The organism is Arthrobacter oryzae (assembly GCF_031454875.1).
GTDB lineage: Bacteria > Actinomycetota > Actinomycetes > Actinomycetales > Micrococcaceae > Arthrobacter > Arthrobacter oryzae_D.
Genome location: NZ_JAVDRQ010000009.1, coordinates 54,847 through 80,286, shown reverse-complemented (window position 1 = coordinate 80,286; position 25,440 = coordinate 54,847). Strand labels below are relative to the sequence as shown.

General features: G+C 61.9%; 20 protein-coding genes and 2 pseudogenes. 10 read left to right on the top strand and 12 right to left on the bottom strand.

The genetic code is table 11. The features are described 5' to 3' along the window. The first annotated feature begins 215 nt into the window (after window positions 1-215). From J2805_RS16655 to J2805_RS24060, 4 genes and pseudogenes are all read left to right on the top strand, one after another. Window positions 216-1,589 carry an MFS transporter gene (locus tag J2805_RS16655; protein WP_309978167.1) on the top strand — a complete coding sequence of 458 codons (1,374 nt, stop codon included), beginning with the start codon at window positions 216-218 and terminating at the stop codon, window positions 1,587-1,589. A 42-nt stretch (window positions 1,590-1,631) separates the two neighbouring features. Next, window positions 1,632-2,393 carry an SDR family NAD(P)-dependent oxidoreductase gene (locus tag J2805_RS16650; RefSeq protein WP_309978165.1) on the top strand — a complete coding sequence of 254 codons (762 nt, stop codon included), beginning with the start codon at window positions 1,632-1,634 and terminating at the stop codon, window positions 2,391-2,393. Next, window positions 2,390-2,815 carry an RbsD/FucU domain-containing protein gene (locus tag J2805_RS16645; RefSeq protein WP_309978163.1) on the top strand — a complete coding sequence of 142 codons (426 nt, stop codon included), beginning with the start codon at window positions 2,390-2,392 and terminating at the stop codon, window positions 2,813-2,815. Before J2805_RS16650 ends, J2805_RS16645 begins: the two co-directional genes overlap by 4 nt. Window positions 2,816-3,408: 593 nt before the next feature. After that, window positions 3,409-3,922, top strand: a pseudogene (locus J2805_RS24060) (transposase); the annotation flags it as partial. A 671-nt stretch (window positions 3,923-4,593) separates the two neighbouring features. On the opposite strand, the gene J2805_RS16630 reads toward J2805_RS24060, so the two are convergent. The 6 genes from J2805_RS16630 to J2805_RS16605 all read right to left on the bottom strand — a co-directional run bounded on the left by J2805_RS16630 (window position 4,594) and on the right by J2805_RS16605 (window position 9,732). Next, window positions 4,594-5,532, bottom strand: coding sequence for an ROK family protein (locus tag J2805_RS16630; protein ID WP_309978158.1), 939 nt, complete (start codon window positions 5,530-5,532; stop codon window positions 4,594-4,596). Then, window positions 5,529-6,284 carry a copper homeostasis protein CutC gene (locus J2805_RS16625; protein ID WP_309978156.1) on the bottom strand — a complete coding sequence of 252 codons (756 nt, stop codon included), beginning with the start codon at window positions 6,282-6,284 and terminating at the stop codon, window positions 5,529-5,531. The genes J2805_RS16630 and J2805_RS16625 overlap by 4 nt, the downstream gene beginning before the upstream one ends. Before the next feature lie 101 nt (window positions 6,285-6,385). Next, window positions 6,386-7,249 (bottom strand): amino acid ABC transporter permease, encoded by an 864-nt coding sequence (locus J2805_RS16620; RefSeq protein ID WP_309978154.1) that lies wholly within the window; start codon window positions 7,247-7,249, stop codon window positions 6,386-6,388. Beyond that, complete coding sequence (locus J2805_RS16615) at window positions 7,246-7,890, bottom strand: amino acid ABC transporter permease (RefSeq protein WP_309978152.1); 645 nt, start codon at window positions 7,888-7,890, stop codon at window positions 7,246-7,248. Before J2805_RS16615 ends, J2805_RS16620 begins: the two co-directional genes overlap by 4 nt. Before the next feature lie 30 nt (window positions 7,891-7,920). Continuing rightward, window positions 7,921-8,871: a glutamate ABC transporter substrate-binding protein gene (locus tag J2805_RS16610; RefSeq protein ID WP_309978150.1), complete on the bottom strand. Its 951-nt coding sequence runs from the start codon at window positions 8,869-8,871 to the stop codon at window positions 7,921-7,923. 84 nt (window positions 8,872-8,955) lie between these two features. Then, entirely contained in the window at window positions 8,956-9,732 is a 777-nt protein-coding gene (locus J2805_RS16605; RefSeq protein WP_309978148.1) for an amino acid ABC transporter ATP-binding protein, read from the bottom strand. 332 nt (window positions 9,733-10,064) lie between these two features. On the opposite strand from J2805_RS16605, the gene J2805_RS16600 reads away from it, so the two are divergent. From J2805_RS16600 to J2805_RS16580, 5 genes and pseudogenes are all read left to right on the top strand, one after another. Continuing rightward, on the top strand, window positions 10,065-11,144 hold the full coding sequence (locus tag J2805_RS16600; protein WP_309978466.1) for an ROK family protein: 1,080 nt from the start codon (window positions 10,065-10,067) through the stop codon (window positions 11,142-11,144). Next, entirely contained in the window at window positions 11,137-12,612 is a 1,476-nt protein-coding gene (locus J2805_RS16595; RefSeq protein WP_309978146.1) for a M81 family metallopeptidase, read from the top strand. Before J2805_RS16600 ends, J2805_RS16595 begins: the two co-directional genes overlap by 8 nt. 68 nt (window positions 12,613-12,680) lie before the next feature. After that, complete coding sequence (locus J2805_RS16590; RefSeq protein ID WP_309978145.1) at window positions 12,681-13,556, top strand: Gfo/Idh/MocA family protein; 876 nt, start codon at window positions 12,681-12,683, stop codon at window positions 13,554-13,556. A 13-nt stretch (window positions 13,557-13,569) separates the two neighbouring features. After that, window positions 13,570-14,361 (top strand): glucosamine-6-phosphate deaminase, encoded by a 792-nt coding sequence (gene nagB / locus J2805_RS16585; protein ID WP_309978143.1) that lies wholly within the window; start codon window positions 13,570-13,572, stop codon window positions 14,359-14,361. Beyond that, window positions 14,324-15,095 (top strand): annotated as a pseudogene (locus J2805_RS16580) (lyase family protein); the annotation flags it as partial. The gene nagB and the pseudogene J2805_RS16580, both read left to right, overlap by 38 nt. Window positions 15,096-15,295: 200 nt before the next feature. Here J2805_RS16580 and J2805_RS16575 read toward each other — a convergent pair. The 5 genes from J2805_RS16575 to J2805_RS16555 all read right to left on the bottom strand — a co-directional run bounded on the left by J2805_RS16575 (window position 15,296) and on the right by J2805_RS16555 (window position 22,905). After that, window positions 15,296-16,504, bottom strand: a complete 1,209-nt coding sequence (locus tag J2805_RS16575; RefSeq protein WP_309978141.1) for an endo-beta-N-acetylglucosaminidase H — start codon at window positions 16,502-16,504, stop codon at window positions 15,296-15,298. A gap of 50 nt (window positions 16,505-16,554) precedes the next feature. Beyond that, window positions 16,555-19,683, bottom strand: coding sequence for a GH92 family glycosyl hydrolase (locus J2805_RS16570; RefSeq protein ID WP_309978140.1), 3,129 nt, complete (start codon window positions 19,681-19,683; stop codon window positions 16,555-16,557). 59 nt (window positions 19,684-19,742) lie between these two features. Then, window positions 19,743-20,675: a carbohydrate ABC transporter permease gene (locus tag J2805_RS16565; protein WP_309978138.1), complete on the bottom strand. Its 933-nt coding sequence runs from the start codon at window positions 20,673-20,675 to the stop codon at window positions 19,743-19,745. After that, window positions 20,672-21,511, bottom strand: a complete 840-nt coding sequence (locus tag J2805_RS16560) for a carbohydrate ABC transporter permease (RefSeq protein ID WP_309978136.1) — start codon at window positions 21,509-21,511, stop codon at window positions 20,672-20,674. The genes J2805_RS16565 and J2805_RS16560 overlap by 4 nt, the downstream gene beginning before the upstream one ends. A 98-nt stretch (window positions 21,512-21,609) precedes the next feature. After that, window positions 21,610-22,905 (bottom strand): extracellular solute-binding protein, encoded by a 1,296-nt coding sequence (locus tag J2805_RS16555; RefSeq protein ID WP_309978134.1) that lies wholly within the window; start codon window positions 22,903-22,905, stop codon window positions 21,610-21,612. A gap of 139 nt (window positions 22,906-23,044) precedes the next feature. Here J2805_RS16555 and J2805_RS16550 point away from each other — a divergent pair, with 139 nt between their 5' ends. Beyond that, window positions 23,045-24,349 carry a glycoside hydrolase 5 family protein gene (locus J2805_RS16550; protein ID WP_309978133.1) on the top strand — a complete coding sequence of 435 codons (1,305 nt, stop codon included), beginning with the start codon at window positions 23,045-23,047 and terminating at the stop codon, window positions 24,347-24,349. A gap of 31 nt (window positions 24,350-24,380) precedes the next feature. Here J2805_RS16550 and J2805_RS16545 read toward each other — a convergent pair whose 3' ends face one another. Further along, window positions 24,381-25,406: a LacI family DNA-binding transcriptional regulator gene (locus J2805_RS16545; protein ID WP_309978131.1), complete on the bottom strand. Its 1,026-nt coding sequence runs from the start codon at window positions 25,404-25,406 to the stop codon at window positions 24,381-24,383. Window positions 25,407-25,440 lie beyond the last annotated feature (34 nt).

Sequence of the window (25,440 nt, the reverse complement as noted above, 5' to 3'; positions counted from 1 at the left end):
ACATATGCACTGCTTGTGCAAAAAACATAGGGGGCTACCGGACGAAAAGTCAATGAAAAATCAAAAAAAGGCCTTACGGACCGGCGGGCTCGGAAGGCATGACGACCCATAACTTGCACATGCTGTGCGTATGTTGCACGCTTGTCGTATTGAAATTTGATGTGTCGCCACGGACGGGCGCGGCGACAACAATGAATTAAGCCAAAGGAGCCTTGATGAAAACGCTAGTTTCAGCCCGGCAGCGCCCTGCCCAACCCACTTTCGGGGAGCTTGGCGACAGGACCCTGGCCAAGGTGCGCCGCCGGATCATCCCAGTGATCTGCTTTCTGTACTTCATCGCATTTCTGGACCGAAACAATGTCGGTTTTGCGAAGCTGACGATGAGCGAAGACATCGGCCTGACCGCCACTGCCTACGGCCTTGGCGCCGGTATCTTCTTTATTGGGTATGCCCTGTTCGAAGTCCCGAGTAATGGTGGCATGTACAGGTTCGGGGCGAGGAAGTGGATCGCCCGAATTCTAGTCAGCTGGGGCATCTGCGCGACAGCGATGGCACTGGTCAACGGTGAGACGACGTTTTACGTGATCCGTTTCCTGCTTGGTGCCGCCGAAGCCGGCTTCTTTCCCGCCGTCGTCTTCTACCTCACCCTGTGGTTCCCCGCGGCACAGCGGGTAACCGTCCTCGGGCTATTCATCCTCGCGCAGCCCGTGTCCAACGCCATCGGCGCACCCCTCTCGGGATTGCTGCTGAACCTGGACGGGCTGATGGGCCTCCATGGATGGCAGTGGCTGTACATCATCGAAGGCATCCCCGCCATCATCCTGGGATTCATGGCCCCGCGATTGCTGACCGACCGCCCGGAAGAGGCCCACTGGCTCAAAGCGGACGAACGCAACTGGCTGAGCACGACCATGGCCCGTGAGCTGGCGGAGAAACAGCGCAGCGGATCGCACAGCTTCCTGGACGGGCTTAAAGACCGGCGCGCCCTCGTGTACGCATTCCTGAACTTCGGCATGGTTTGCGGCATCTACGGCTTTGGATTGTGGCTACCCACCGTTGTCGCCGGACTGGGCAAGCTGGATCCGGCCCAAGTCGGCTTCATCGTCGTCATTCCCTACGCGGCCGCAGCGTTCTTCGTCTTCTACTGGAGCCGCCGGTCGGACCGGACCGGCAAACGTGCAGCCCACGCCAGCATCAGCATGCTCATCGCAGCATTCGGGCTGACAGGGGCCGCGTTCCTCCTGCCGGTCAACCCTGTCGCAGCATTGGTATTCCTCACGGTCGCGGCCATGGGCGTGTTCTCGGCGACCGCACCCCTACTCTCCATGCCATCGGCCGCCTTGGGCGGCGCGGCCGCCGCAGCGGGCCTGGCGCTGGTCAACTCCATCGGAAACGTCGGAGGATTCGTAGCCCCCTACGCCGTCGGGCTGCTCAATGACACCACACACAGCAACCTTGCCGGCCTGCTCTTTCTGGCCGGCTGCCTGGTGATCACGGCCATCGCCACGTTCCTCTACGCCCGAAACCGGCCCGAAGGCACAGCCGCTCCCAGCGCCGTCGCGGCAGCCGAACTCGCCAAAACCAATTAGTCGCAGCCGGAGAACCGGCTGGCATGAAAGGAACAAGTCATCGTGTTTGAACAGTCACTGCGTGGAAAGACCGCTCTGGTTACAGGCGGAGGCACCGGCATCGGTCAAGGCATCGCCCTGGCCCTCGCACAAGCCGGAGCCAGAATCGCCATCACCTACAACAGCCACAAGCCCGATCAGGATTTCGCCGATGACGTGGAACGTCACTCGGGACACCCCCTGACGTCCCTGCAGCTGGACGCGACCATCGAAACGGAAGTCCAGAGGACAGTCGAGGCTCTCGGCCGCGACTTTGGACGGCTGGACATTCTTGTAAACAACGTCGGCGGGCTCATCCAGCGTTCTGCCATTGGCGATATGGATTTCAAACTCTGGAAGCAGGTTCTGGCCGTCAACCTGGACAGCACCTTCCTAATGACGCATTTCGCCCTGCCACTGATCAATGGCGGCGGGCGGGTTATCAATGTCGCCTCGTTGGCGGGGCGTAACGGCGGACACGCCGGGGCGACAGCCTACGCCACATCCAAGGCCGCTATCTTTGGCTTCACCCGCGGGCTGTCGAAGGAGCTGGCATCATCCGGTATCACCGTCAATGCCCTGGCCCCTGGCTTCATCGAAGCGACACCCTTCCATGACACCTTCACCACCGCGGAGTCCAAAGCCGCCACGGTCGAGACAATCCCGCTCGGAAGGGCTGGAGTTCCCGAAGACGTCGCAGGTGCGGCGTTGTGGCTTGCTTCCGAGCACGCGCGATTCGTTACGGGCACCGTTGTCGATATCAACGGCGGACAGTACTTCGCATGATCACCGGACAACTGACACATCCACTCATAATCTCCGCGTTGGCTGCCGCCGGCCACGGTGCCACAGTCCTCATCACCGACGGACACTACTCAGCGGCGACCGCAGTCGGCCCAAACGCACAAACCGTATACCTGAACCTGCAGGCCGACTTTCCGACAGTGCCCCAAGTCCTGGCCGTCGTCCTAAGCACCGTCCGTGTCGAAAAACTAACGCGGATCAGGCCCTCCGCGGACGCAACTCCATGCCTCGTTCACACCGAAATTGATGACCTTGTGCCCGAAGGCACTGAAACGGAGCTCGTTGACCGGTTCGAATTCTATGACCTCGCCAGGTCACAGAATCTTGCCTTGTGCGTCGTGACGGGCGATTCACGGCGGTTCGCGAACGCGCTTCTGACCGTGGGTGTACTCCAACAGGGCTAAAACGCTGAGTGCACGTCTGGCGCCAATAGCCAGAATGGTTTCTCCGTTCGCGCATGCACCAACACTTTCCAGGCTCCCGACCGCTCTGCAGTTATGAGCGACCGGGTGACCGTGCCGGTCACAGGTAGTGGCTGCTGTGCCCGGCACGGGGGCCATCAGCGACGCAGTCCTCCTAGCGCCCCTCCAAATTGCAAGAATCCGGTGTTATGCGTGCCTGACGTACCAATTGTGTGCGGCAGGCTAACTGGCGCGAAAGCCAAGACTCGAAGGAGCCAAATGAAAGGTCATAATGTCGGCTTTCACTGAATGGGAAATCCGAGCCACCAACCGGCACCGCCTTGAAGAGCAGCTTGAAGAAGTCGTCCGGCAACTACAGCAACTCGCTTGGCGCACAAAGACGCACGGAATCCTTGTCACAAGGCATCGGCACGATCACTACACGGTGGCCGTGTCCGAAACCGTTCCATTCGGAATGACTCAGGAACTTGATCAATGGTCTGGTCTGGGACTGTAAGAAAAACGGTGTGTGAGGGTCCGGCCTGATCCGAAAGGAGTCGGCCGTGTCAGGGCCCACGACCGAGATGACAGGGGGGATGATCGATCCTGTGACGGGAGAGATCATCGATCAGAAGGATCTTGCGGAGCGGTTGCTCGCCCAGGCCAAGGAGCAGGGCGAGAGCCTGGTGGGCCCGGGCGGGCTGCTGAACCAGCTCACGAGGAACTGCTGGAGACCGCGCTGGAAGCGGAACTGACCGAGCACCGCGGGCACGAGCATGGCCAGACGCCGACCGCATCCAACATGCGCAATGGCACCAGGTCGAAGACCGTGCTGACCGAGATCGGGACGGCTCGTTCGAGCCGGTGATCGTGCCCAAGCGGAAACGGCGGCCGGACGGGATCGACCAGGTCGTCCTCTCGCCGTCGGCCTGGGGGCTGACCACCGGGGAAATCGCCGCGCACTTCGAGGAGGTTTATGGGGCCAAGGTCTCCAAAGACGCCATCAGCCGCATCACGGAGAAGGTCGCCGGGGAACTGGCAGAATGGTCGCCCCCACAGTTGGATCCGATCTATCCGGTGCTTTTCGTTGACGCTGTCGTGGTCAATGTCAACGTTGCCTAACTCTGTCCGGTGCCAGCCCTAACGCAGATGAGTCCGGCATTGCCGCGTCCACCGATAGCGATGAGCTGTCCGGAGTGCCAGACCTCGATGGAACTACCGTCGAGGCCGCTCCACTCGGCTAACTGGGATAACAACTTTTCGCCGGGTAGCGCGCTGTGAAACGGCTTGCCGGGAAGGGTGCAGAAGAAGGACTCTACATTGGCAAGTATCACGTACAGGACCACCCGCAGGCTCGGGGACAACACGTCACTCGCTAATCCCTGCGGGGGGCTACTTTGCCCTGTTCTCCACCGTGGTGCCCGCGGGGACATAGTGATCTAGGGACGCTTCGTAGCGGTTTGGGGCGAGGCGTGTAATCGAAATGCCCACTCTCTGTTCGGTTGCTACGGGTCGAAGGAGGTTCTCCGCGCTGTTAAGGGCTGCATCCAGTTCATTTCGCGTTTCGACGGACACAATTAGGCGATGCTGGTTTTCTTGCATTTCTGATCCCTCGAAAGTATGGAAACTGCTGATTTCGTTGTGATATGGGGCGTGAGGCGCTTTTTACAGTAGCTCTGCACAAGGAGCGGAAGGCATCGAGGAAGAGTCCCTATTGTGGGGACCATCAACAGCCGAGGCTACGCCGCCGGGGGATTGATCAGGTATAGATCCCGGGCAACTCACCGCTCTATTGTCCAGCCCCGTGCTGCATCTGGATATCCTGAGCGTGTTAAGGCAAGAATGGCCGCTCCCAGAGTTCCGGCGTTTGTTCCAATTTGTGAGATTGAGATGGGGGGTGCACTTCTCCAGGTCAACGACGACTTAAGGTACGACTCCAGTGGTTCGAGCATCGCTTTTCCTGCACGAGAAAAACCTCCTCCGATCACAATCTGGGCTGGATCAAGGAGCAATGTCACTATTGTGAGACCCTGGGCGAGGGCCTGCATGCCCTCATCCCATACTTCGTCTGCCAATGAGTCCTCGCCGAGGTTTTCCACAATTTGTTGGGTAGTGAGCTCTTGACCTCCCCGGGCTGCGTATCGGCGTGCGATACCGGCTCCTGAGACATAGACCTCAAGGCACCCGCGCTGCCCGCAAGTGCACAGTTCCCCACCCGGAACGATGGGAATGTGGCCGAGTTCGCCGGCTGCGCTTATGGCACCGCGGACAGGATGATTGTCTGTCAGAATAGCGGCGGCGATCCCGGTGCCTATTGTCAGGAAGAACAGATCACCAGCATCTTTTGCGCCCCCGAGTGCCTGCTCTGCTCGCCCAGCTGAACGTACGTCGTGGCTGACGAACGCAGGCATTCCTGTTTCCCGCTCAACGATTCCTGCCAGGGACAGGTTGCGCCATCCCAAGTTTGAGGCAAACGCAACTATGCCCGTGGCGTCATCTACGAGGCCCGGTGTTACTACCCCGGCCGCGACGAGTTGAATGCCACGAACTGTAGCTTCAGTTTGCATTCCCTGAATGAAACTGACGATGGCCGACACGTTGTCTGATTTGGGTGTCGGGATGCTGGTGATGTTTAGCATCCTTCCCGAGAGGGTGACGATTCCCCCCTTGATGTCGGTGCCACCGACGTCTACAGCGACTACTGCGATCGAATCATTCATGAAGTTTGGGTGCCCCTTCCCAGGGCTTCTAACATTTGGAGGATCATTCCCGCGGAAGTTACGTCGCGTGTGCCGCTGTCGTACAGCGGTGTCATTGGGCCTACATGGCCCTTGGACTTGATGGACTCGGCTGGTCTGAAATGGACTTGATCGACTCCTGTTAGTTCCAGAACCTGCTGTACGTTATGGGGTCGCACTCCACCGCCCGCCAAGAGCTGGATGCGACCTGCAGCACGTCGTCTGAGCTCACTTATGACCTCAGCGCCCTGAAGAACGGTTGGAGCGCCGCCGGAGGTGAGGACGGTTGTTACATCAAGCTGAATGAGTTCATCGAGTGCGTCGAAGATGTCAACAGTCAGGTCGAATGCCTTGTGGAAAGTGACCGGGTGGCCTTCACACGCTTCGAGTAGGGCTCTGGCCGTCGGCACGTCAACAGTGCCCTCGGCGGTAAGCGCCCCCAGCACGAAACCCACCGTGGTTCGCGCTGAAGATGCAGCCGTTCGTATGGCCATAATGTCCGCGATCATCGCGTCAACTTCGACCGCTGAGTAAACAAAGTCCCCTGAACGTTGGCGTACGAGAACCTGCACTGAGGCATGGGACATAGCTTCCAGGACTACCTTGACGGTCCCTAAGCTTGGGGTGGTACCGCCTGCGTCCAGCCCCCCGCACAGCTCTATTCGTCCGGCGCCGGCATTATCAGAAGCGATAGCCCCTGCAATGTCATCGACGCAGACCTCAAGGAGACTCATGCCTGGAAACCCATGGCCCTGAGTTCGCCTCGGGCTATCGGCCGGCCGGGGCAACCTGAGGGCAAAACCATGCTGCTTGATTTACGTACCACGGGGTCCTTCTACTTGGGAGTTGATGCTGCGGCGGGAACTGGTAGCGGCAACTCGATCTTCGGCGCTTCAGTGCGCCGACCGAGCCGAGAGGCAACAGCCGAGAGAGATCCGTTGACGACCAAGAAAATGAGGGTTACGACAAGGAAAGTTTGGATGAGGAGCTGGTTGAACGAAGACAAGACCTGAGCGCGGTAGAGCAATTCCGTGAACGCGACGATGTAACCAAGGGACGTGTCTTTCAGGAGACTCACGAGCTGACTCACAAGTGAGGGAGTTACGTTCCGCAATGCCTGGGGAAGGACCACGAGGCGACTGATTTGATGGGGTGCCATTCCCAAGCTCAACGCTGCTTCGCTTTGCCCCTTCGGCAGGCTGAGAATTCCCGCGCGAACGATCTCGGCGAATACAGCAGCGTTGGCAATTGTCAGTGGTATGACCAGCTTCCACAGGGTGGGGAAGTTGATGCCTATCTGGGGCAGTCCAAAGAGCATCAGGTAGATCAGGAGTAGGACCGGGAGGGTACGTGCGATTTCAATATAGGTCGCAGCTGCCCACCTGATTGGCTTGGTCTTGCTCGTGCGCCCCAACGCGAGCAGAACGCCCAGGCTTCCGCCTAGGACCGCCACAATTGCGGCAGCTTGGAGAGTTCCAAGTAACCCGACGAGAAGATATGCCCACACAGACGCGTCCAGGAAAGGAAGCCACTTTTCCGGGGCGAGCTGGCCCGTGGTACCAAACTGCAGAACGACGGCAGTAAGACCGGCCAAGATCAGGAGAATGCTGGCCGCTGAGCCAAGGAGAATCTTGAGGCGCCCCCGGGGCCCGGGTTCCTCATAGAGGTAGCTGACCGTACTTGCGTTATTGCTTTTCATCGAAGAATCGCCACCTTGCGTTCAATTTGTCCGGCAGCGAGTCCAATGATCACGGCTATGGCCATGTAGACGAGTCCGGCGCCAGTGAAAATTTCAATCGGTTGGGCGTAAGTGAGATTGATTTTGTTGGCTCGAGACGAGAGTTCGACAACGCCTACTACTGCGGCCAGCGCCGTATTCATGGCTAGGGCGATCATGACGTTGCCGACTGGCTGCACGACGGACCGGAGGGACTGCGGCACGACTACCAACCGCAGTGATTGCCACAGGTTCATGCCTAGGGCTCTGGTTGCTTCAATTTGACCCTTCGGAACAGTGTTGACTCCACTTCGTACCGCTTCAGCAACATAGGCCGCTTCGTAGACGATGAGTACGATGATGGCGGTGGGCAGCAGCGGCATGATGATCCCTGCATTAGGGAGCGCAAAAACGGCTAGTAGCAGCAACGCCAGGAGTGGAACGTTGATGAAGAACTGGACGTAAAGGAACGCTGCACCCCGCAGCACTGGTATCGGGCTGATCCGTGCGATGGTGATTAGTATCCCGAGAAATACAGAACCTATTCCGGCCAGTACGACCATCAATAGAGTGGTTCCTATTGCTTCAAGAATGGGACCGGCGTTAGTGCTGATGATGTCCATGTATTCGACTCCTGGCGCTGCTGCGAATGGTTAGGACCCTGGAACCGAACCGATTTTCGGCGGGGTTGGAGTGTTGGATTCGGTCACCGTGCCGAGGGTCTTCTCCCAAACCTCGCCCCACTGGCCGTTTTCCTGGATGGTCGTGAGCCAGTTGTTAATGAAGGTCTTGAACTGCTGGTCATTTAGTTTGAGCCCAATGCCATAAGACTCGACAGTAAAGGGCTCACCTACGATCTTCATTCCCTTTTCCTTGGCAGCGTTGCTGGCGAGGAGCGTGTAGTCCTGCACGTAGGCGTCGCCGCGGCCTTGCAGGAGTGCCTGTACAGCCTGGGGATCGGTGGCGAAGTCCACGAGCTTTGCGGTCGGCTGCTTCCCGGGTACTGCCTGTACCGCCGGAGTGTTTGCACCGACGATGACCGTCTTGCCCCCCAGATCATCAATGCTCTTAATGTCCGTCCTGTCGGCTTTTACGGCAACTGCGAGGCCGGAACTGAAGTAGGGGCCGGCGAATGAGATTTGCGTTGCCCGCTTTTCGTTGATGGTGTACGTGTTGAAAACTACGTCGACGGTGCCGTTGGCCAGGAGAGCTTCTCGTGTTTCTGAAGCAGGCGGAATAACTTCGATCTTCGGTTCGCCCAGGATGTACTTGGCGAGCATTTTGGCCATCGTGATGTCGAAGCCGGAAATGTTGTCAGGGTTGGTTGGATCCTGCTGGGACAGCAGGGGCGCATCGAGGGCCGCTCCGACCCGCAGAACTCCGCGGTTCTTAATTTTCTTCATCGTCGAATCGGGCACGATGAGGTCGTCGGCGGCGACCGGCGCGTGCTCAACGATGCTGCTTGTGTCTGAGGCGCTGTTGGTGGTGGCGGCGCCAGGTACTGCTCCGGCACCGGCACCGCTGCATCCTGTCAGTGCAAGTGCAGCGACGCCCACGAGTGCTCCGAGTGCGGCTAGCGGTGGTTTGGAAAGTGAATTAAACATGTGCGTCCTTATGCAGTGATTTTCGACGGAGAGTCCAGCAGCAGTGCTGGTGTGTTGACCTGCTTCCCGGATACAGCAGGAAGGTCAGTGGTTGAGAACGGATGAGAGGAAGGCCCGTGCCCGTTCTGTTTTGGGCGCTGCGAAGAAGGCTTCCGGGTGCGCCTCCTCGACAATCTGGCCGGCGTCCATGAAGATCACCCGGTTGGCGACCTTGCGGGCGAAACCCATTTCATGGGTCACTACCACCATGGTCATTCCCTGCTCTGCCAGGGATCCCATGACTTCCAGAACTTCGTTCACCATTTCGGGGTCCAAAGCCGAAGTGGGTTCGTCAAAGAGCATCACTTTGGGCTTCATTGCGAGAGCTCTCGCTATTGCGGCCCGTTGTTGCTGTCCCCCGGAAAGCTGGGCGGGATGCCGGTCGGCCTTATCAGCGATACCGACCTTGGAGAGCAGTTCTCGCGCCTCGGATTCTGCCGCCTTCTTCTTCGTCTTTGAGACATGGACCGGGGCCATTGTGATGTTGTCGAGGATGGACTTGTGAGCAAACAGGTTGAAGGACTGGAAGACCATGCCTACCTCTGCCCGCAATGATGCCAGAGCCCGGCCCTCGGTCGGCAGAGCTCGTCCATCCACTTCGATGGAACCCGAATCGATTGTTTCCAGCCGATTGATGGTGCGGCACAACGTGGATTTTCCGGATCCCGATGGACCGATCACCGCGACGACCTCCCCAGCGGAAACACTGAGATTGATGTCCTGGAGAACATGAAGAGGCCCGAAGTGCTTGTTGACATTCCTCATGGACACGAGGGGCGTCGCCAGAGCGGGTTTCGGTGTGACAGGAGCGTCAACAGTCATCGTGATAAACCTCATATCTTGGGGGAGTAAATGAACTCTAACCCCTCTCTCTGAAAAAAGTAAGTGCAGTTTGGAAAAACTTCTGAAAGAAGTGCTTTGGCCTAGGCAGAGGGCTATCATGGGGGTAGGAACACATCAACCAACCTATTCTTGCGGCGCCAGACCCGGGTCTCCCGGCTATTCCGAACTTTTTTCAGACTTGTTAGAAAGGTTTTTTCATGTCGGGCACAGACAGAATCAGACGTGAGGTTCTGGCGCTTGTAGCATCCGGACGAGCTCAGACGCGCACTGAACTTGCGCAAGTGATGGGCGCTCCGGCTTCCAGCGTGTCCATGGTCGTTCATTCTCTGCTTGAGCGTGAGCTCCTGGTTGAAAAGGGATCGGTGCCCTCCACGGGCGGGCGGCCGCAAAAGCGGCTCGCTATGACGGCGCGTGCAGGATACGTCCTGGCGGCGGACCTCGGCGGTTCCCATGCCCGAGTGGGAGTGATGACTGCTTCCGGTGAAATCCGGGAAGTGCAGGACATAGCCTTCACTGCAGTTGAAGGACCTGAGTTGGGTTTGGCGAGCCTCGTGGCCGCCTTTGAGGCGCTGATCGAGCGGCACGGTGTGGCTGGCCTTACTGCGATCGGTATAGCGCTGCCGGGGCCGGTTGATTTCGACAAGGGGATGCTTGACTCCCCTTCAAGGATGCCGGGATGGCATCACTATCCGGTGCGCAGTTACTTTGAAGAAAAGTTTCGCGTGCCTGTAATCGTTGATAACGACGCGAATGCCATGGCCTACGGCGAGCTGATCGGCCACCCGGAGTACCGCACACTTCTGGCAGTAAAAGCCGGATCGGCCATCGGTGCCGGATTCATAGTGGACGGGAACCTCTATCGCGGAGCCACCGGAGCGGCTGGCGACATAACCCACGTCAGAGTCGCGGCCGGGGGCAACTCACCGTGTAGCTGCGGAAAGGAAGGCTGCCTGGAGACGGTCGCTTCCGGCGCAGCCCTTGTCCGGATCCTCAATGACATGGGTATCCCGGTAGGGAGCAGCTCCGACGTCGTTCGTCTTGCGAAGGATAACCACCCGGAGGTTACTAATGCGGTGCGGCACGGAGGAGATCTTTTAGGCCAGGTCCTAGCGCCGATCGTGAACTTCACTAACCCGGACGCGATATATCTGGGAGGCATGTTGTCGTCCGTCGAGCCCTTTTTGGCGGCCGTTAGGAGCCAGCTGTACCAGAGCTGCCACCCGCTGGCGACGCGAAAGCTGGTCATCGAAGCTACCGAATTCATTAGGGATTCAGGAGTCCTCGGTATCGGCCACCTCGCACTTGAAGCAGCGTTGACAAGCACGTTGCAGCCAGATGTTCCTACAGCAATCCCGTCCGAGGCGACTAGGAGAAGCACCCAAAATGCATAAACCCCGTGTCGGTATCGCCGGCTTGGCAACCGAGTCCAGTATGTTCTCGCCCGGAAGCACAACAACCCCTGATTTTCGACCCCGCAGGGGACAGGAAGTTTACGCACAGTACGACTTCTTCAACGCGGGATCCCCTCTCTGGAATCAGGCGGAATGGCTGCCGGCGTTGACCGGCAGGGCTATACCCGGCCCTGCTGTCAGTCCGGAAGCTTACGAGGAATTGGAACGGGAAATCCTTGAGCGACTCAGCGACATCGGCCACCTTGATGGCCTTTATATGGACATTCACGGCGCCATGCACGTTACGGGCAGAGAGGACGCAGAAGCGGATCTACTGGAAGCTGTGAGAGCAGTAGTGGGCCCTGACGTTCTCATCTCGGCTTCCATGGACCTCCACGGGAATGTGTCCTCCCGTCTGGTGCAGGCAGTAGATCTCCTCACATGTTTCCGTATGGCCCCCCATGAAGACGAGATGGAAACAAAACAGAGGGCAATAACAAATCTGTTGGACCGCTTGTCCTCGGGTAAAGGCAGGCCCCTAAAGGCATGGGTTCCCGTCCCGGTACTGCTTCCGGGCGAACAAACCAGCACAAGGGTGGAACCAGCTAAGTCTCTCTATGCCAAAGTCGCAGCTGTGGAGGCATCAGACGGCATCCTGGACGCTGGGCTGTGGATCGGGTACGCGTGGGCCGACGAGCGCCGGGCCCAGGCGGCTGTGGTTGTAGTGGGCGATGACTCGGAGGCGGTGACACGCGGGGCCGAATCTTTGGCCAAAGAACTGTGGGAGGTGCGAGACAGGTTCGATTTCGTCGCCCCGGCATGTTCACTCGAAGATGCTCTTGCCCTGGCGGCGGACCCGACCACAAGTCGTCCCTTCTTCATAAGTGACAGCGGTGACAACCCCACGGCTGGTGGATCCGGTGACGTAACTCACACATTAGCTCACCTCCTCGAGAACCAATCCAAGATCGGTGTTTCCAACATCATCTACGCATCCATTCCAGATCCTTCAGCAGCCCAGGAAGCCCAACGCCTAGGCGTAGGCGGCCGATTCCGGTTTCCCGTCGGTGCCAAGGTAGACAAAAATCACCAGGGCCCCGTGCTGCTTGACGGGACAGTCCATGAACTACATCTGGACTCGATCGGTGGAATCGAAGCAGTCATTCAAGTGGGGCGGGTAGCCGTGATCGTTACGGAGAACCGTAAGCCTTTCCACTATGAGCAGGATTTTTTGAACCTCGGACTTTCGCCTCGCCTCGCGCACGTGGTCGTGGTCAAGATCGGCTACCTCGAACCGGAGCTGTTCGACATGGCAGCAGAATGGCGGTTGGCACTCACTCCCGGCGGAGTTGATCAAGACCTCCGAAGGTTGAGCTACAGCAGGATTCGGCGACCCATGTTCCCGTTCGACGACTTCGCGAAGGACCCCGACCTCAGCGCACGTATCGTGCCCAACGCCGGCACATAAGCGCGCAATGCCTCACGTCCGAAAAATCGAGTTGTCGAGCATACATCGTTTGGAAAGGATGGTGGAACATGAGAGTCGGTTTAGTCGGTACGGGCCACTGGGCAGCAATTAACCACGCTCCAGTCATAGCTGAGAAGGAGGGCCTGGTCTTCGAAGGACTGTGGGGGCGAAGCCCGGCCGCAACCGCGGAACTGGCTCACAAATTCGGTGTTCAAGCCTTCCAATCGTTTGAGCAGTTGGTTCAGTCCGTCGACATTGTGCAGTTCGCCGTGCCTCCTGCGGTCCAGGCTCCACTTGCGGTGCATGCAGCACATGCCGGTAAGCATCTGCTGCTGGAAAAGCCTTTGGCACTAAGCACCGCTGATGCTGAAAGTCTCAGAATCGCGGTTGAACAAAGCGGTGTAGCCGCACTTGTATTTCTGCCAGCTCGCTTCCGCCCTGAAACAGAGCGCTGGATTACGGAGATGTCCGGTGGAAACTGGACAGGCGCGTCCGGCCAATGGTTTACACAGGCAATTTCCGGAGCCCAGAGCCCGTGGTCGGGCTCGGCATGGCGCCGGGAGAATGGCGGGCTGTGGGATCTCGGCCCGCATGCGTTATCTATCTTGATTCCCATTCTGGGTAAGGCCAGAAATGGTTGTTCACTTCAGGGAAGAAGCGACTTGATGCATTTGCTTCTCGAACATGATGACCAACGAACAAGTTCTACTAGCTTTACTTTGTGTGCCCCGTCTGCGGCATGCCGGGAAGAATTGTCCTTTTGGGGAGAAAACGGGGTCTTCCATATGCCCCCCGTTGTAACTGGCCCGCAGGAATCCCTTGGAATCGCTCTCACTGAGTTGTGCGACCTGGTCGAAAGCGGACAACGTGCGCATGCATGTGATGTTCGGTTCGGCCGGGACATAGTTGAGATTCTTGAAGCTGCGACCCGTGGAAATACATGAAAGGAACTGATCCGTGCAGATACTTTTGTGTGATTCACCAGACCATGTAGGAAGGCGCGCAGCCGATGTTATCGAAGCCAGGCTACGGCAAGGACCAGCAGTGCTGGGGCTTGCAACGGGGGGATCGCCAAGGACAACCTACAAAGAGCTCATTCGTCGTCATCAGGAGGAACAGCTCAGCTTCGCGCAGGCTACTGCCTTCACCTTGGACGAGTATGCAGGGCTGCCGCCCAGCCATGAGCAGTCATACTACTCAACGATCCGCCGCGAATTCGTCGACCATGTGGACCTTCCCCTCGAACGGTTGATCACCCCAAATGGAGACGCTCCTGATCTGGTTGCCGAAGCAAACCGCTATGACTCAGCGATCTCCGCAGCTGGGGGAGTAGACGTACAAGTTCTGGGAATCGGGGCCAATGGCCATATTGGGTTCAATGAACCGACGTCCTCGCTGGATTCCCGCACCAGGGTAAAAACGCTGACGCGCACCACACGGGAGGACAACGCCCGCTTCTTCGCGGATGGCCAGGTTCCCCGGCTCTGCCTCACAGAAGGATTAGGGACAATACGCGACGCCAAACTAGCCGTACTCGTCGCGATGGGAGAGAACAAAGCCGAAGCGGTGAGGTTGATGGTCGAAGGACCAGTCAGCGCGAATTGTCCGGCTTCCGTCCTCCAAATGCACCGGCACGCAATTATCATTCTTGACCCACAGGCTGCTGCTCAGTTGAGCTCCCTCGAGTACTACAGGGAAGCACAGGAATTCAATGACGATCTTTCGCTTCGAGCACGATCTGCTGGGTGATCGCGACGTCCCGGGGGGACGCCTACTCGGGCGTGCACACCCTGCGGGCCGTAGAGAACTTCCCCATTGCCGGCCAGCAGCTGTCGTCCAACATGCATCTGGTCCGGAGCTCGGCAGCAGTCAAGCTTGGCGCGGCCCGCAGCGACCGGGAGCTGGGCAGGCGTACCCGGACATTCTGGACGGCCGACTGGCCGACCAGTTCGTCGTAGACGTCATTGAGGGCGGCGCCGGCGCGTCGAGGTCATCGCCAACCACGCGCTGGAAATCCTCGGCCACCCCAAGGGCGACTACAGCCGTCTGCACCCCAACGACCATGTGAACCTCAGCCAGTCCACCAACGACGTCTACCCCACCGCCGTGAAACTGGGCACCATCTTCGCCGGCCGGGAACTGCTGGACGCACTGACCGAACTCGAAGAGGCGTTCACCGCCAAAGCACTGGAACTCCGCACGGTAGTGAAGAGGGGCCGCCCCAGCTGCAGGACGCCGTCCCCATGACGCTGGGCCAGGAGTTCGGCACCTACGCCATCACCATCGGCGAGGACCGGCTGCGCCTGGCCTAGGCGGAACTGGTCATCCACGAAATCGACCTCGGCGCCACCGGCCTGAACGCCCCCGCCGGTTACGCCGAGGCGGCCTGCCAGCACCTGGCAGAGGCCACCGGCCTTCCCCTGGTCACCGCCGTCGACCTCATCGAGGCCAGCCAGGACGTGGGCGCCTTTGTGCACCTCGCCGTGCTTGGGCGCCTCGACGGTCACACCAGCGGATTCCATCACATTTGTGACGTTCGGACCGAAAGTAAAGCCAAGAATGCACACCAGATCAACGCCGTCCGCGCGGATCTCGGCATCGCGCCCCCGGACGATAGGCCTCGCCGGGCGCGGCAGCTCCCCCCGGAACGGGTGCCGCGCCCGACGAGGCGTCCTGTGGCCGATCAGCGGCAGCCGGGCACCGCGTACGACGCGCTGTAGTCGGCCGTGCCGACCGCGCCGGTCACCCGCACCGTGACCTCGCCGTCAGCGACGGTGCCGCGCGTGGCGTGCTGCACGACCGTGCGGGACTCGCCGGCGCCGACGTCCGAGAACGTGCGCGTAGCCACCGACGTGATGACGTCGATGTTGACGTTCTCGGCGTCGTTGTTCACGACCGTCACCTTGAGCTTCACGGCATCGCCTGCGCAGGTCGCGGCGACGTCGTAGTCCGGAACGGGCGCCGCACGGTAGGCCGTCGCCAGCCCGGTGAGCGGCTTGGTGATCGACGAGATGTATTCGGAGTGGTCGCCGGCGGTGAGGTTGTACGTGACGATCGCGCCGTACCCCTCGTCTGCGGTGCGCTGCGCGAACGCGGCGGCTTTCTCCTGCGACGTCTGCGTGAGGTCGATCGCGCCGGGCGCGAGCTGAGAGGCATCCATGCCGGGGATCTGCGGCGGCTGCCACGAGCCGTACCAAGGATTCCAGGCGTAGTCGATGAGTTCGCCGGCGCGGATGCCGTCGTATTCGGTGGCCTCTGCGGCGGGGCCGATGTTGTAGAACGTGATCAGCTTGTCCGGGTCGAGTCGGTCGCGCAGCTCGTCGACCAGGTAGACGAACGAGCTGTTGTTGGGCTGTCCGGTGCCGTTCTCGCCGTACCTCGACCATTCGTCATCGAAGTCGATGCCGTCGAGGTCGTACTCATCAACGGTGTCGGCGAGTTCCTCGGCGAAGGCGGCGGCCGCCTCACGGGACGGGAAGTTCGCCATGCCGGCGCCCTGGTGGTTGCCGAGGACCGACAGCAGCACCTTGGTGCCGCGCTCCTGCAGCGGGCGGATCTGGGTGTCCGCGTCCTGCAACGTCTCGGTGACGCGGTCATTGAGGTGCAGGTAGGCCGCGCCGCGGTCGACGTCGTAGTGGATGTTTGCCGCGAAGATCATGGCCATGTCGAACGCGGGACGGTTCGTTCCCTCGAGCGTGTAGTCGGCGACGTTCGCCATGTCGTTGTTGTTGACCTCGACGTAGACGGCCCGCTTCGGGTCCTTATCCGCCGACGCGTCCTCAACGGATGCGGATGCCGCGGACGGCACCGCCATTCCGGTCAGCGCGAGACCGAGCATCGCGGCAGCGGCGAGCCCCGCCCTCCGTCGACGTCGTGAGATGAACTTGTTCATGTCGTTTCTTCCTTTCGTGCTTCATCGCATCCGGGGGGAGAGCGTGAGAATCAGTGGGTCGGGTCTTCGAGGTCGAAGAGCTCGAGCTGCCGCAGGGCGACCGGATCGTTCAGCGCGCGTACACGCAGCATGCGCGCCGTCACCGGCTCTGCGAAGGCGAACGGCGTGGTGCGGCCGGCGATCAGCGGTTCGCGGTGAGTGGTGGCGATGTCGCGCCAGTTTTCCCCGTCGTCGCTGGCTTGCCACACGTACGCCTCGGCAGGCGCATCCGCGGCGGCGGTGAGCGTCACATCGGTCACCGTGCGGGGCTGGTCGAAAACCCAGCCCGCGGATGCCGTCGTCAGCGCCGTATCGGGCGAAACCCCGTCATCGAACAGTGAGGCATGCGCGGGATCGAGGGGTCGGCCGCTGTCGCAGGTGAGGTCCGGATGCCACCGTGCGGCTTCCTCCTGGACGGCCCAGAGTGGACTGGCGGCGGCCTCGCCGGAGTCGGAGGTGAAGACGAGCTTCAGCTCGGCGTCGCCGTTGAGCGCATCGACCGAAAGCACCGCACGCTCGAGGGGGACGCCGTCGAGCGTCGCCGAGACGAGGTAGCGGGCATCAGGATGCGAGCGGTCGGCATGCACGCGCACGCCTCCGCCGTTCGCGCGTCTCACGCGGATGTCGTCGAACAGCGGCGATCCGATACGCAGCTCACCGGAGCCGAGCTCGAGCGGGTAGAGCCCGAGCGCGGCCCACAGCCACCACATGCTCATCTCGCCGTTGTCCTCGTCGCCCGGGAACCCTTGCCCAATCATGCCGCCGGCGAACAGTCGGTTCGCGAGGCCGTGCACCAGGGCACCTGCCTGCCAGGGACGGTCACCGTGCACGTGCATCCACGGGATGTGGTGCGCAGGCTGGTTCGAGAGGGCGCACATGCCGCTGCGCTGTGCGCGCGCCTCGCGCTGCTCGTGGATGACCACGCCGTAGCCCCCGGCGAAGGCGACATCCCCGGTCTCCGGCTCTGCGAAGAGCCGGTCGAGGTGAGCACGCAGCCCGTCGCGACCTCCATAGAGCTCGGCGAGTCCGGCGCCGTCGTGCACCGGACTGACCGACATGCCCCAGCCGTTGGTCTCGACGTTATCGCCGCCCCAGTCGCGGGGGTCGAAGGTCTCCCAGAACCGTCCGGCGGCATCCTTTCCGCGGAAGAACCCGTGCTCGGGATCGAACAGCGTTCGGTAGGAGAGTGCCCGGTTGCCGAAGTACCGCGCGTAGGCCGCCCAGCGGGCGGTGCCGTCTCCTCCCCGCGCGGCAAGCCGGGAAGCGAAGCGGGCGATGCCGGCATCAGCGATACCGTTCTCAATGCTCCAACTCATGCCTTCGGGGACGTCGGAGGAGATGTATCCGGTGAAGCGGCCGCGGGCGACGCCCTTGCGTCCCTGGCGCGGGTCGGCGCTCGGGTCGCAGGCGTTGCGCCAGGCGGTCTCGAAGGCCGCCTGCTCGTCGAAGAGGATGCCCCAGCGCTCCGCGTCGGCGAAGATCTGGTCGCTCGAGGTCCCCACCATGGAGTCGACATAGCCGGGGGCACTCCACCGCGCCATCCATCCACCGCGGCGGGCCTGCTGCAGGAGGCCGTCAAGCATCCGTCCGGTGCCCTCGGCGTCGAACAGGGCCAGCGCCGGCCAAGCGGTGCGGTAGGTGTCCCAGTATCCGTTGTTGACGTACAGGTCACCGTCGACCACGGGGGCGCCCGTGGTGTCGTCACCGTGGGGATCGGAGGGCACCATCGGGTCGGCGAAGCGCAGCTGCGGTGCCTCGACTGTGCCGGTGTTCTCGGCCGTGGTGTTGGGGTACAGGTGCAGTCGGTACAGGGCGCTGGCGATCTGCGCCCGCGCCTCGTTGTCGGCGAGGCCGCGCCAGGGCCGCTCGGCGGGGTCGGTTTGCGGCAGCTCCACGGCGCCGAGCAGGTCGTTCCATTTCGCGTGCAGCGTGTCGCGCAGGTCATCGAAGCTGCGGGACGCGGGCAGTTCCTGCGCCAGCGAACGGCGGGCCTGCTCGACGGAGAGGAAGGACTGCGCGATGCGCACCTCGAGAGAACCCGAGGCGCTCACGTCGCCGTCGACCACGTCGCCCGCACCCAGGACGACGCCGGCGAAGTAGGCGCGAGGCGGGTTGCCCCAGTCCTCGGTGCCCTCGGGCGTCCAGCCGTCGAAGGTGCCGTCCCCGTGGAAGGTCACCCGTCCTCCGCCGTCGGGCGCGCCGATCGCGAAGCCCACGACGTCGGATGCCGTATCCGCCGCGATCCGGAAAACGCCGCCGTGCGAGGTCGCTGTCATCTGGACGCTGGCGCCGCCGTGCAGCCGCGCCGCGTACAGGTGGGGACGCGCGTACTCGGTTTTGGGCACGATGTGCGGCACGGTACCTCCGGGCGCACCCAGGAAGGGTCGCACCTGCAGCACCCCGCGGTCGCCGATCCAGGGGCTCGGCTGATGTGAGAACTGCAGCGCCGCGAGCGGGCGGCCCTGCTCGTTATCGTGCACCGACCAGCGGTACGGCCAGCGGGTGTTGACGGCATCCGTTGCCGGGGTCAGGAAACAGAAGCCGTGCGGCACGGCCGTGATGGGAATGGTGTTGCCGCGTGAGAAGCGGTCACCGGAGTGGCTGCCACGACGCGTGTCGACCCGTTCGGCGGGCGTCGGCTCGGCAGAGGTGGAGCCGTCGGCGTCCGTACGGCTGCCGACGATTACCTCGATGAATCCCTCGACGAGGCCGCCGGCGGGGCAGGCGTCGGCGAGACTGGGAGCGCCCAGCACTACCTCGAAGCTCGCGGTCCGCCCGGCCCACGGCTCGAGTGACACGCTGTCGGCGTTCCACTGCTCGGGCATCGACCAGGCGGCTTCGAACTGTGCGGATGCCGTCATTGGCACTTCGTAGCGGTCGCGCACCCGGGAGTCCTCGCTCAGTCGTGTTCCGTCGTCGAACGCCACGTCGATGGTGACGGCGAGCGAGGCGTGCGGCGCGTGCACGGCGTCCGGGCCATCGGCGTAAAAGGCCCAGTGCACGACGGTGTCGGCCGCGACCGGCAGACCGGAGAGATCGGGCAGCGGCATTCGCTGCTCCCCGCCCGCGGGGTCGAAGCGGAACGCGTGCACCTGTCCGCCAAGGATGCCGGCATGCGGGCGGGAAGAGGGCGGGTCCACTGGTCCTGCGGCCCATCGCAGCTCAGCCTGGATCATCCCTTGTCGTAGCTCAGCCTGGATCATCCCTTGACCGCTCCCTCTTGCACTCCGCTGAAGAAGAAGCGCTGCATCACCGAGAACAGCACGATAATCGGCACGAGTGCGACCATGGTACCCGCCGCGATCATGCGCGGGTCGGGTGAGAAGTTGCCGTTCAGGTAGGCCATGCCCACCGTCAGCGTGTAGTTGTTCGGATCGGTGAGCACCATCAATGGCCACAGGTAGTCATCCCACTGGCCGATGAATGTGAAGATCGCGACCACGCTCGCCATGCCGCGCACGTTCGGCCAGACGATGTGCCGGATGCGCTGCCAGGTGGTGGCACCGTCAACTGTCGCCGCGTCGAGCACGTCGGTGGGGATCATGCGGCAGGCGGTGGCGATGAGCAGCACGTTCATCGCGGCGATGGCGCCGGGTAGGAATACGCCCCACAGGGTGTTTGCCAGACCTAGGGAGTTGATCGTCAGCAGGTTAGCGGTGATCGTCACTTCGCCGGGCAGCAGCATGGTCGACACGAGGATGCCGAGGGCGATGAACTTGCCCTTGAACTTCATGCAGGCCAGCGCATAACCTCCGAACAGGGACAGGGCGACATTGCTGACCACGGCCCCGACCGCCACGAGCAGCGAGTGCCACGCGTACGTGTACACCGGGATAAGGTCGGTGACTTTGATGTAATTCTCGATGGTGGGATCCGTGGGGATCAGGTTCGGCGGGAACGAGTAGAGGTCGTCAGCCGGTCCCTTGAACGAGGTCGAAAGCTGCCACACGAACGGGCCGATGACGAGCAGCAGCACGACGGTGAGCAGAACGTAGCGGCCGATGAGCCCCGCTAGGCTGGGTTTGCTGAAGTCTCCGGAGCCCTTGCGGCGGTAGCTGTGGTCCTTGCGGATCTCCTGCTGCTCCTGCTGCTCCCGATGCTCTTCGACGGGACGTTCGGTCTTGAGGCTCATGCCGGCACCTTGGCCTTCTTCTCGCGGTTCAGTAGTGCGATGGCGACGAGCGGGACGAGCGTCAGCAGGAACAGTGCGACGCTGATCGCGGCCGCGTAGCCGAGGTTTCCGTTGAGGCCGGAGCCGACCTGGCGGATGAGCATGACGATCGACATGTCGTAGCCGCCGGGGCCGCCGGTGCCGTTGGAGAGGATGTCGAGCTCGGTGAACACGCGCATCGCCGACACAGCGACGAGCACCGAAATCAGCAGCATCGCGCCGCGCACGCTCGGGATGGTGACGCTCATGAAGCGGCGCACCGCGCCCGCTCCGTCGAGCATCGCGGCCTCGTGGAGTTCCTTGCCCACGTTTCCGAGCGCCGCGAGGTAGACGACCATGTAGTAGCCGATGCCCTTCCATACGGTCAGCAGGATGGCTGTGGCCAAGAGCCACCAGCGGTCGACGAGGAAGGCGACCGGCTGATCGACCACGCCCATCCACTCGAGCGCCTGGTTGATGATGCCGCGACTGTCGAACAGCCAACCCCAGATGAGGGCGACGACCACGACCGAGGCGATCACAGGGAAGTAGTAGGTGGTACGGAACAGCGCGATGCCAGGGATGTTCTTCTCGACGAGCAGGGCGAGCAGCAACGGCACGATGGTCAGCAGCGGCACGCATACCACCACATAGATCAGGCAGGTGATGAGCGCGTAGCGGAACTGCTCGTCCGTCAGGAGTCGCTCGTATTGCGCGAAGCCGACCGGGCTGACCGGCCGCAGGGGCCGTGCATCCGTGAAGCTGAGCACCACGGTGTTTATGAACGGCCAGAGGGAGAACACCAGCACCCAGATCACGGGGGGCGCCAAGAGTAGCCAGGGCGTGTACCACCGGTGCGATTTCATTAAGTCCTGCTTTCTCCGGGTGCTGGTGTTTGTTCAGACGGCGTGGACCGTCACTTGTCGATACGGTTGTCGTTCGCGTACCGGACGATCTTGTCGAGCGTCTCTTCGGCGGTGGCGTCACCGCGGATGGCGAGTGCCATCTGCTGGTTCAGGTAGTCGGTCATCGCGCCAGTCCACTGGATCGGCGCGGCCTTGGCGTCCTTCAGTGCGCCGAACATGACCTGCATGGCCTTCGCCTGAGCGGGGTCGAGGTCGCTGGAGACGGCGTCCATAACCTCATCGGTGCCCTCGGCGGTACCGGGCGCGAAACCTACGGCGAGCTTGGTGAATGCGACCTGATTCTCCTGGTTGGTGGCGAACTCGGCGAAGGCGAGAGCGGCGGCCTTGTTCTTCGAATCGGCGGAGACGTTGAGGCCCTGCACGAACAGCGGCGGGGTGCCGGGGCGTGGCGTGGCGACGGTATGCTCGAGCAGCGTCGGAGCCTTGGTGCGCAAGTCGCCGGCGAAACCGGATCCGCCAGTGGCGTAGGCAACCTTGCCCTGCAGGTACATTTCAGCGTTGCCGCCGTAGCTGCCGGTCAGCGACTCGGCTGGCATGGCGCCCGCCTTGTACGCGTCGGCATACTTCTGCACGATCTCGACGGCCTCGGGCGTATTAAAGACGAACGTGCCGTCATCATCCAGGATCTTGATGCCGGCGGACACGAAGGTGTCCACACCCGGCATCGACGAGACGATCTTGACCTTCCCGGCGGAGTCGGCGGCGACCTGCTTGGCCAGATCCAGCCACCCGTCAGTGGTGGTGGGCAGTCTCTCCTCAGCGACGCCGTAGGGCTCAAGCTGCTGCATGTTCCACCAGGACTCGTCACTGCCGAGGTACCATGGCAGACCGTAGGTTCCCTCGACACCGCTGAACTTGCTGTATGCCTCCCAGCCGCCTTCGTTGTACTTGTCCGCCAGGCTCGGGTCGGCCTTCTCGAGGTCGAGTAATTTGCCCGCCGTGACGAGCGGGAAGGCGATGTCCGGCGGCAGGTTGAGAACATCCGGGAGGGTGTTCGAGTTCGCCTGGCTGAGGATCTTGTCCTGGTAGCCGTCACCCGGCTGGTCGATCCAGTCGACCTGCACATCTGGGTGCTCCTCCTCGAATGCGGTGATGAGGTCCTCGAAGTACGGGGTGAATTTCTCGTTCTTCAGCGACCAGGTCTGGAACTGGATGGTTCCGCTGAGCTCACCCGAGGTGTCAACGGGTCCGGCATCACCGCTGCCTGCCGTGCCGCCGGTACAGCCGGTCAGTGCCAGGGCGGCAGCCGCGGCGACGCCGATGGCCAGAGTCGATCGGATTTTCATGGACATTCTCCTTCGAAGGGTCCAGATGCGCCAACGTAGTTTGTGCGCAGTCCTAACTAAACCGTTATAGTGATTAGCCTTACACACGTATGCTTCCTCCGTCCAGTTACGACCTGATTCAGTTCTAGAAAGGACTGCAATGTCCGCGACATCTCCCGCCGGTGCGCCGCTGCGCTTCGGGGCCAACTACACCCCCTCTACGAACTGGATGCATTCCTGGATGTCGCTGAACCTCGACGACGTGCGCCGGGATTTTGCAGGTCTGGCCGAGCTCGGCCTCGATCATGTGCGGATATTCCCGCTGTGGCCGGTCCTGCAGCCCAACCGCACTCTGATCCGGAACGATGCGGTGGCCGATGTGCGTGCTGTCGTCGACGTGGGTGCGGAGTTTGGGCTGGATGTCAGTGTGGACGTCATCCAAGGGCACCTGTCCAGCTTCGACTTCATGCCGTCGTGGTTGTACACCTGGCACGACAAGAACATGTTCACACACCCGGATGCCCTCAGCGGGCAGGTCGCGTTGGTCGAAAGGCTCGCTGTGGCGCTCGGCGAGGCAAAGAACTTCTTGGGCTTTACGACGGGCAATGAAACCAACCAGTTCTCGGCATCCGTGCATCCGTCGCCGTGGCCGGTGACTATCGCGGAGGCCGCGAACTGGATCACCACCTTGTTGGATGCCGCCAATGCCGCAGCTCCCGACCAGGAGCACGTGCACAGCGAGTACGACGCCGCCTGGTACCTTGACGGGCACGGCTTTACGCCCGCCCTCGCCGCCCGACTGGGCGCCATGACGACCGTGCACTCCTGGATTTTTAACGGCACCGCACAGCGGTATGGCGGGCGCTCGGAGGCATCCGATCGCCATGCGGAGTACATGATCGAGGTCTCCCGCGCGTTCGCGAGCGACCCTCAGCGGCGCACCTGGTTGCAGGAGGTCGGCGCTCCGTCGAACTGCCTGACGACCGAAGAGATGCCGGGCTTCCTCGAGGCGACGGTCCGCAACGCCGCGCGCACCCAGAACCTCTGGGGTGTCACCTGGTGGTGCTCGCACGACGTCAGCCGCAGTCTCGCCGATTTTCCCGAGCTGGAGTACTCGCTCGGCCTGATTGACCAGTCCGGTGCCGCGAAGCCGTTGGGACGGCGCCTCGCCCAGATCATCCCCCAGCTTCGCGAACGGCGCGATCTCGCGGCGCGCCGGCTTGCCATCGTCATCGAGGTTGACTCCGAGGACACCCCGGTCAGCCGCGGCGCTCTCGCACCGGGCGGGCCGATCTTCGATGCATGGGTCTCCGCCTGCGCTGACGGATTGGACGCGACCTTCGTCACGTCCAAGGATGCTGGTGATGCCACGGCCCTTGCCGCCCGCAGCATCAGCGAACTGGTACACCCGGACCTGTCACAGGGCGTACCGACCTACTCGTCGAACAACACCATGGTCGGATAAGGACGCCGGCCCGAGGACTGCGGCTTCCGGCTCAGGCCTGCGGGCGGCTGGTGCTTTCGCGCACCGTAAGTACCGGGCGCGGGCCGCTGCGGTCAGGCAGGATGGCAGGCGCGTCGAGCTGCTCGAGCAGGAACTCCGCCGCGTCCTCACCAAGACGGAACGTGTCGCGTGTGAGACAGGTGATCGAGGGGTGCACGAGCCCAGTCACGACGGAATCGTCGAAGGATGCCAGCGACAGCTCGACGGGCACGGGGACGCCCATTTCCTGTGCGACGCGCAGCCCGGCGATGGCCATCACATCGTTGTCGAAGACCACGGCCGTGGGGCGTTCACGCCTGCTCAACAGCCCGCGCATCACCGATGAGACCTCGAGCGGGGAGTAGTCGGTCGCGATCGCCTCGCCGGCCACGTCGCGATCGGAAAGCTCGCGGAGCACGTCTGTGCGCAGGCGCGCGTGCTCGTACTCCTCGGGGCCGGATATGTAGACGATGCGCCGGTGACCCAGGCCCACGAGGTAGCCGAAGAGCGACTGCGCAGCCTGCGCATCGTCGAGCCAGATGGTCGCCGGATCCTCTGCGCTGGAGGGCCGACCGCCGATCACGATCGCGGGGAGGCCGAGCGAGCCCAGGATCGCCGGACGAGGGTCGCCCTCACGCGGGTCGAGCACGATGACGCCGTCGACCTGGTTGGCGCTGTGCCAGCGCCGGTAGGTCGCGATCTCCTCGTCTACGGACGATACAACGACGATCTGTAGGCTGATTCGCCGCCGCGCCAGCGAGGACTGCACTCCGGCAATAAGGTCAGTGAAGAACGCCTCCGTTCCAAGCGTGCGGGCGGGACGGTTAACCGCGAAGCCGATGACGCCGGCACGCGCACCGACGAGAGCGCGCGCGGTGGAGCTTGGCTGCCACTCGTACTGGTCGGCGATCGTGAGGATGCGCTGGCGCGTTTCCTCGCTCACTCCGGGGCGGCCGTTCAGCGCAAAAGAGACTGCTCCGCGTGAGACCCCGGCCAATCGGGCGATGTCCCCGATGGTGAATCGCTTAGCCTCTGACATAAAAACACTGTACTATATCGATTTAGTACTATAT

Coding starts and splice junctions, on each gene's coding strand:
- J2805_RS16545 (WP_309978131.1), bottom strand. CDS start 25,406: ATGTCAGAGGCTAAGCGATTCACCATCGGGGACATCGCCCGATTGGCC.
- J2805_RS16565 (WP_309978138.1), bottom strand. CDS start 20,675: ATGAGCCTCAAGACCGAACGTCCCGTCGAAGAGCATCGGGAGCAGCAG.
- J2805_RS16550 (WP_309978133.1), top strand. CDS start 23,045: ATGTCCGCGACATCTCCCGCCGGTGCGCCGCTGCGCTTCGGGGCCAAC.
- J2805_RS16615 (WP_309978152.1), bottom strand. CDS start 7,890: ATGGACATCATCAGCACTAACGCCGGTCCCATTCTTGAAGCAATAGGA.
- J2805_RS16605 (WP_309978148.1), bottom strand. CDS start 9,732: ATGACTGTTGACGCTCCTGTCACACCGAAACCCGCTCTGGCGACGCCC.
- J2805_RS16610 (WP_309978150.1), bottom strand. CDS start 8,871: ATGTTTAATTCACTTTCCAAACCACCGCTAGCCGCACTCGGAGCACTC.
- J2805_RS16575 (WP_309978141.1), bottom strand. CDS start 16,504: ATGAACAAGTTCATCTCACGACGTCGACGGAGGGCGGGGCTCGCCGCT.
- J2805_RS16600 (WP_309978466.1), top strand. CDS start 10,065: ATGGTCGTTCATTCTCTGCTTGAGCGTGAGCTCCTGGTTGAAAAGGGA.
- J2805_RS16645 (WP_309978163.1), top strand. CDS start 2,390: ATGATCACCGGACAACTGACACATCCACTCATAATCTCCGCGTTGGCT.
- J2805_RS16630 (WP_309978158.1), bottom strand. CDS start 5,532: ATGAATGATTCGATCGCAGTAGTCGCTGTAGACGTCGGTGGCACCGAC.
- J2805_RS16590 (WP_309978145.1), top strand. CDS start 12,681: ATGAGAGTCGGTTTAGTCGGTACGGGCCACTGGGCAGCAATTAACCAC.
- J2805_RS16555 (WP_309978134.1), bottom strand. CDS start 22,905: ATGAAAATCCGATCGACTCTGGCCATCGGCGTCGCCGCGGCTGCCGCC.
- J2805_RS16595 (WP_309978146.1), top strand. CDS start 11,137: ATGCATAAACCCCGTGTCGGTATCGCCGGCTTGGCAACCGAGTCCAGT.
- J2805_RS16655 (WP_309978167.1), top strand. CDS start 216: ATGAAAACGCTAGTTTCAGCCCGGCAGCGCCCTGCCCAACCCACTTTC.
- J2805_RS16620 (WP_309978154.1), bottom strand. CDS start 7,249: ATGAAAAGCAATAACGCAAGTACGGTCAGCTACCTCTATGAGGAACCC.
- J2805_RS16625 (WP_309978156.1), bottom strand. CDS start 6,284: ATGAGTCTCCTTGAGGTCTGCGTCGATGACATTGCAGGGGCTATCGCT.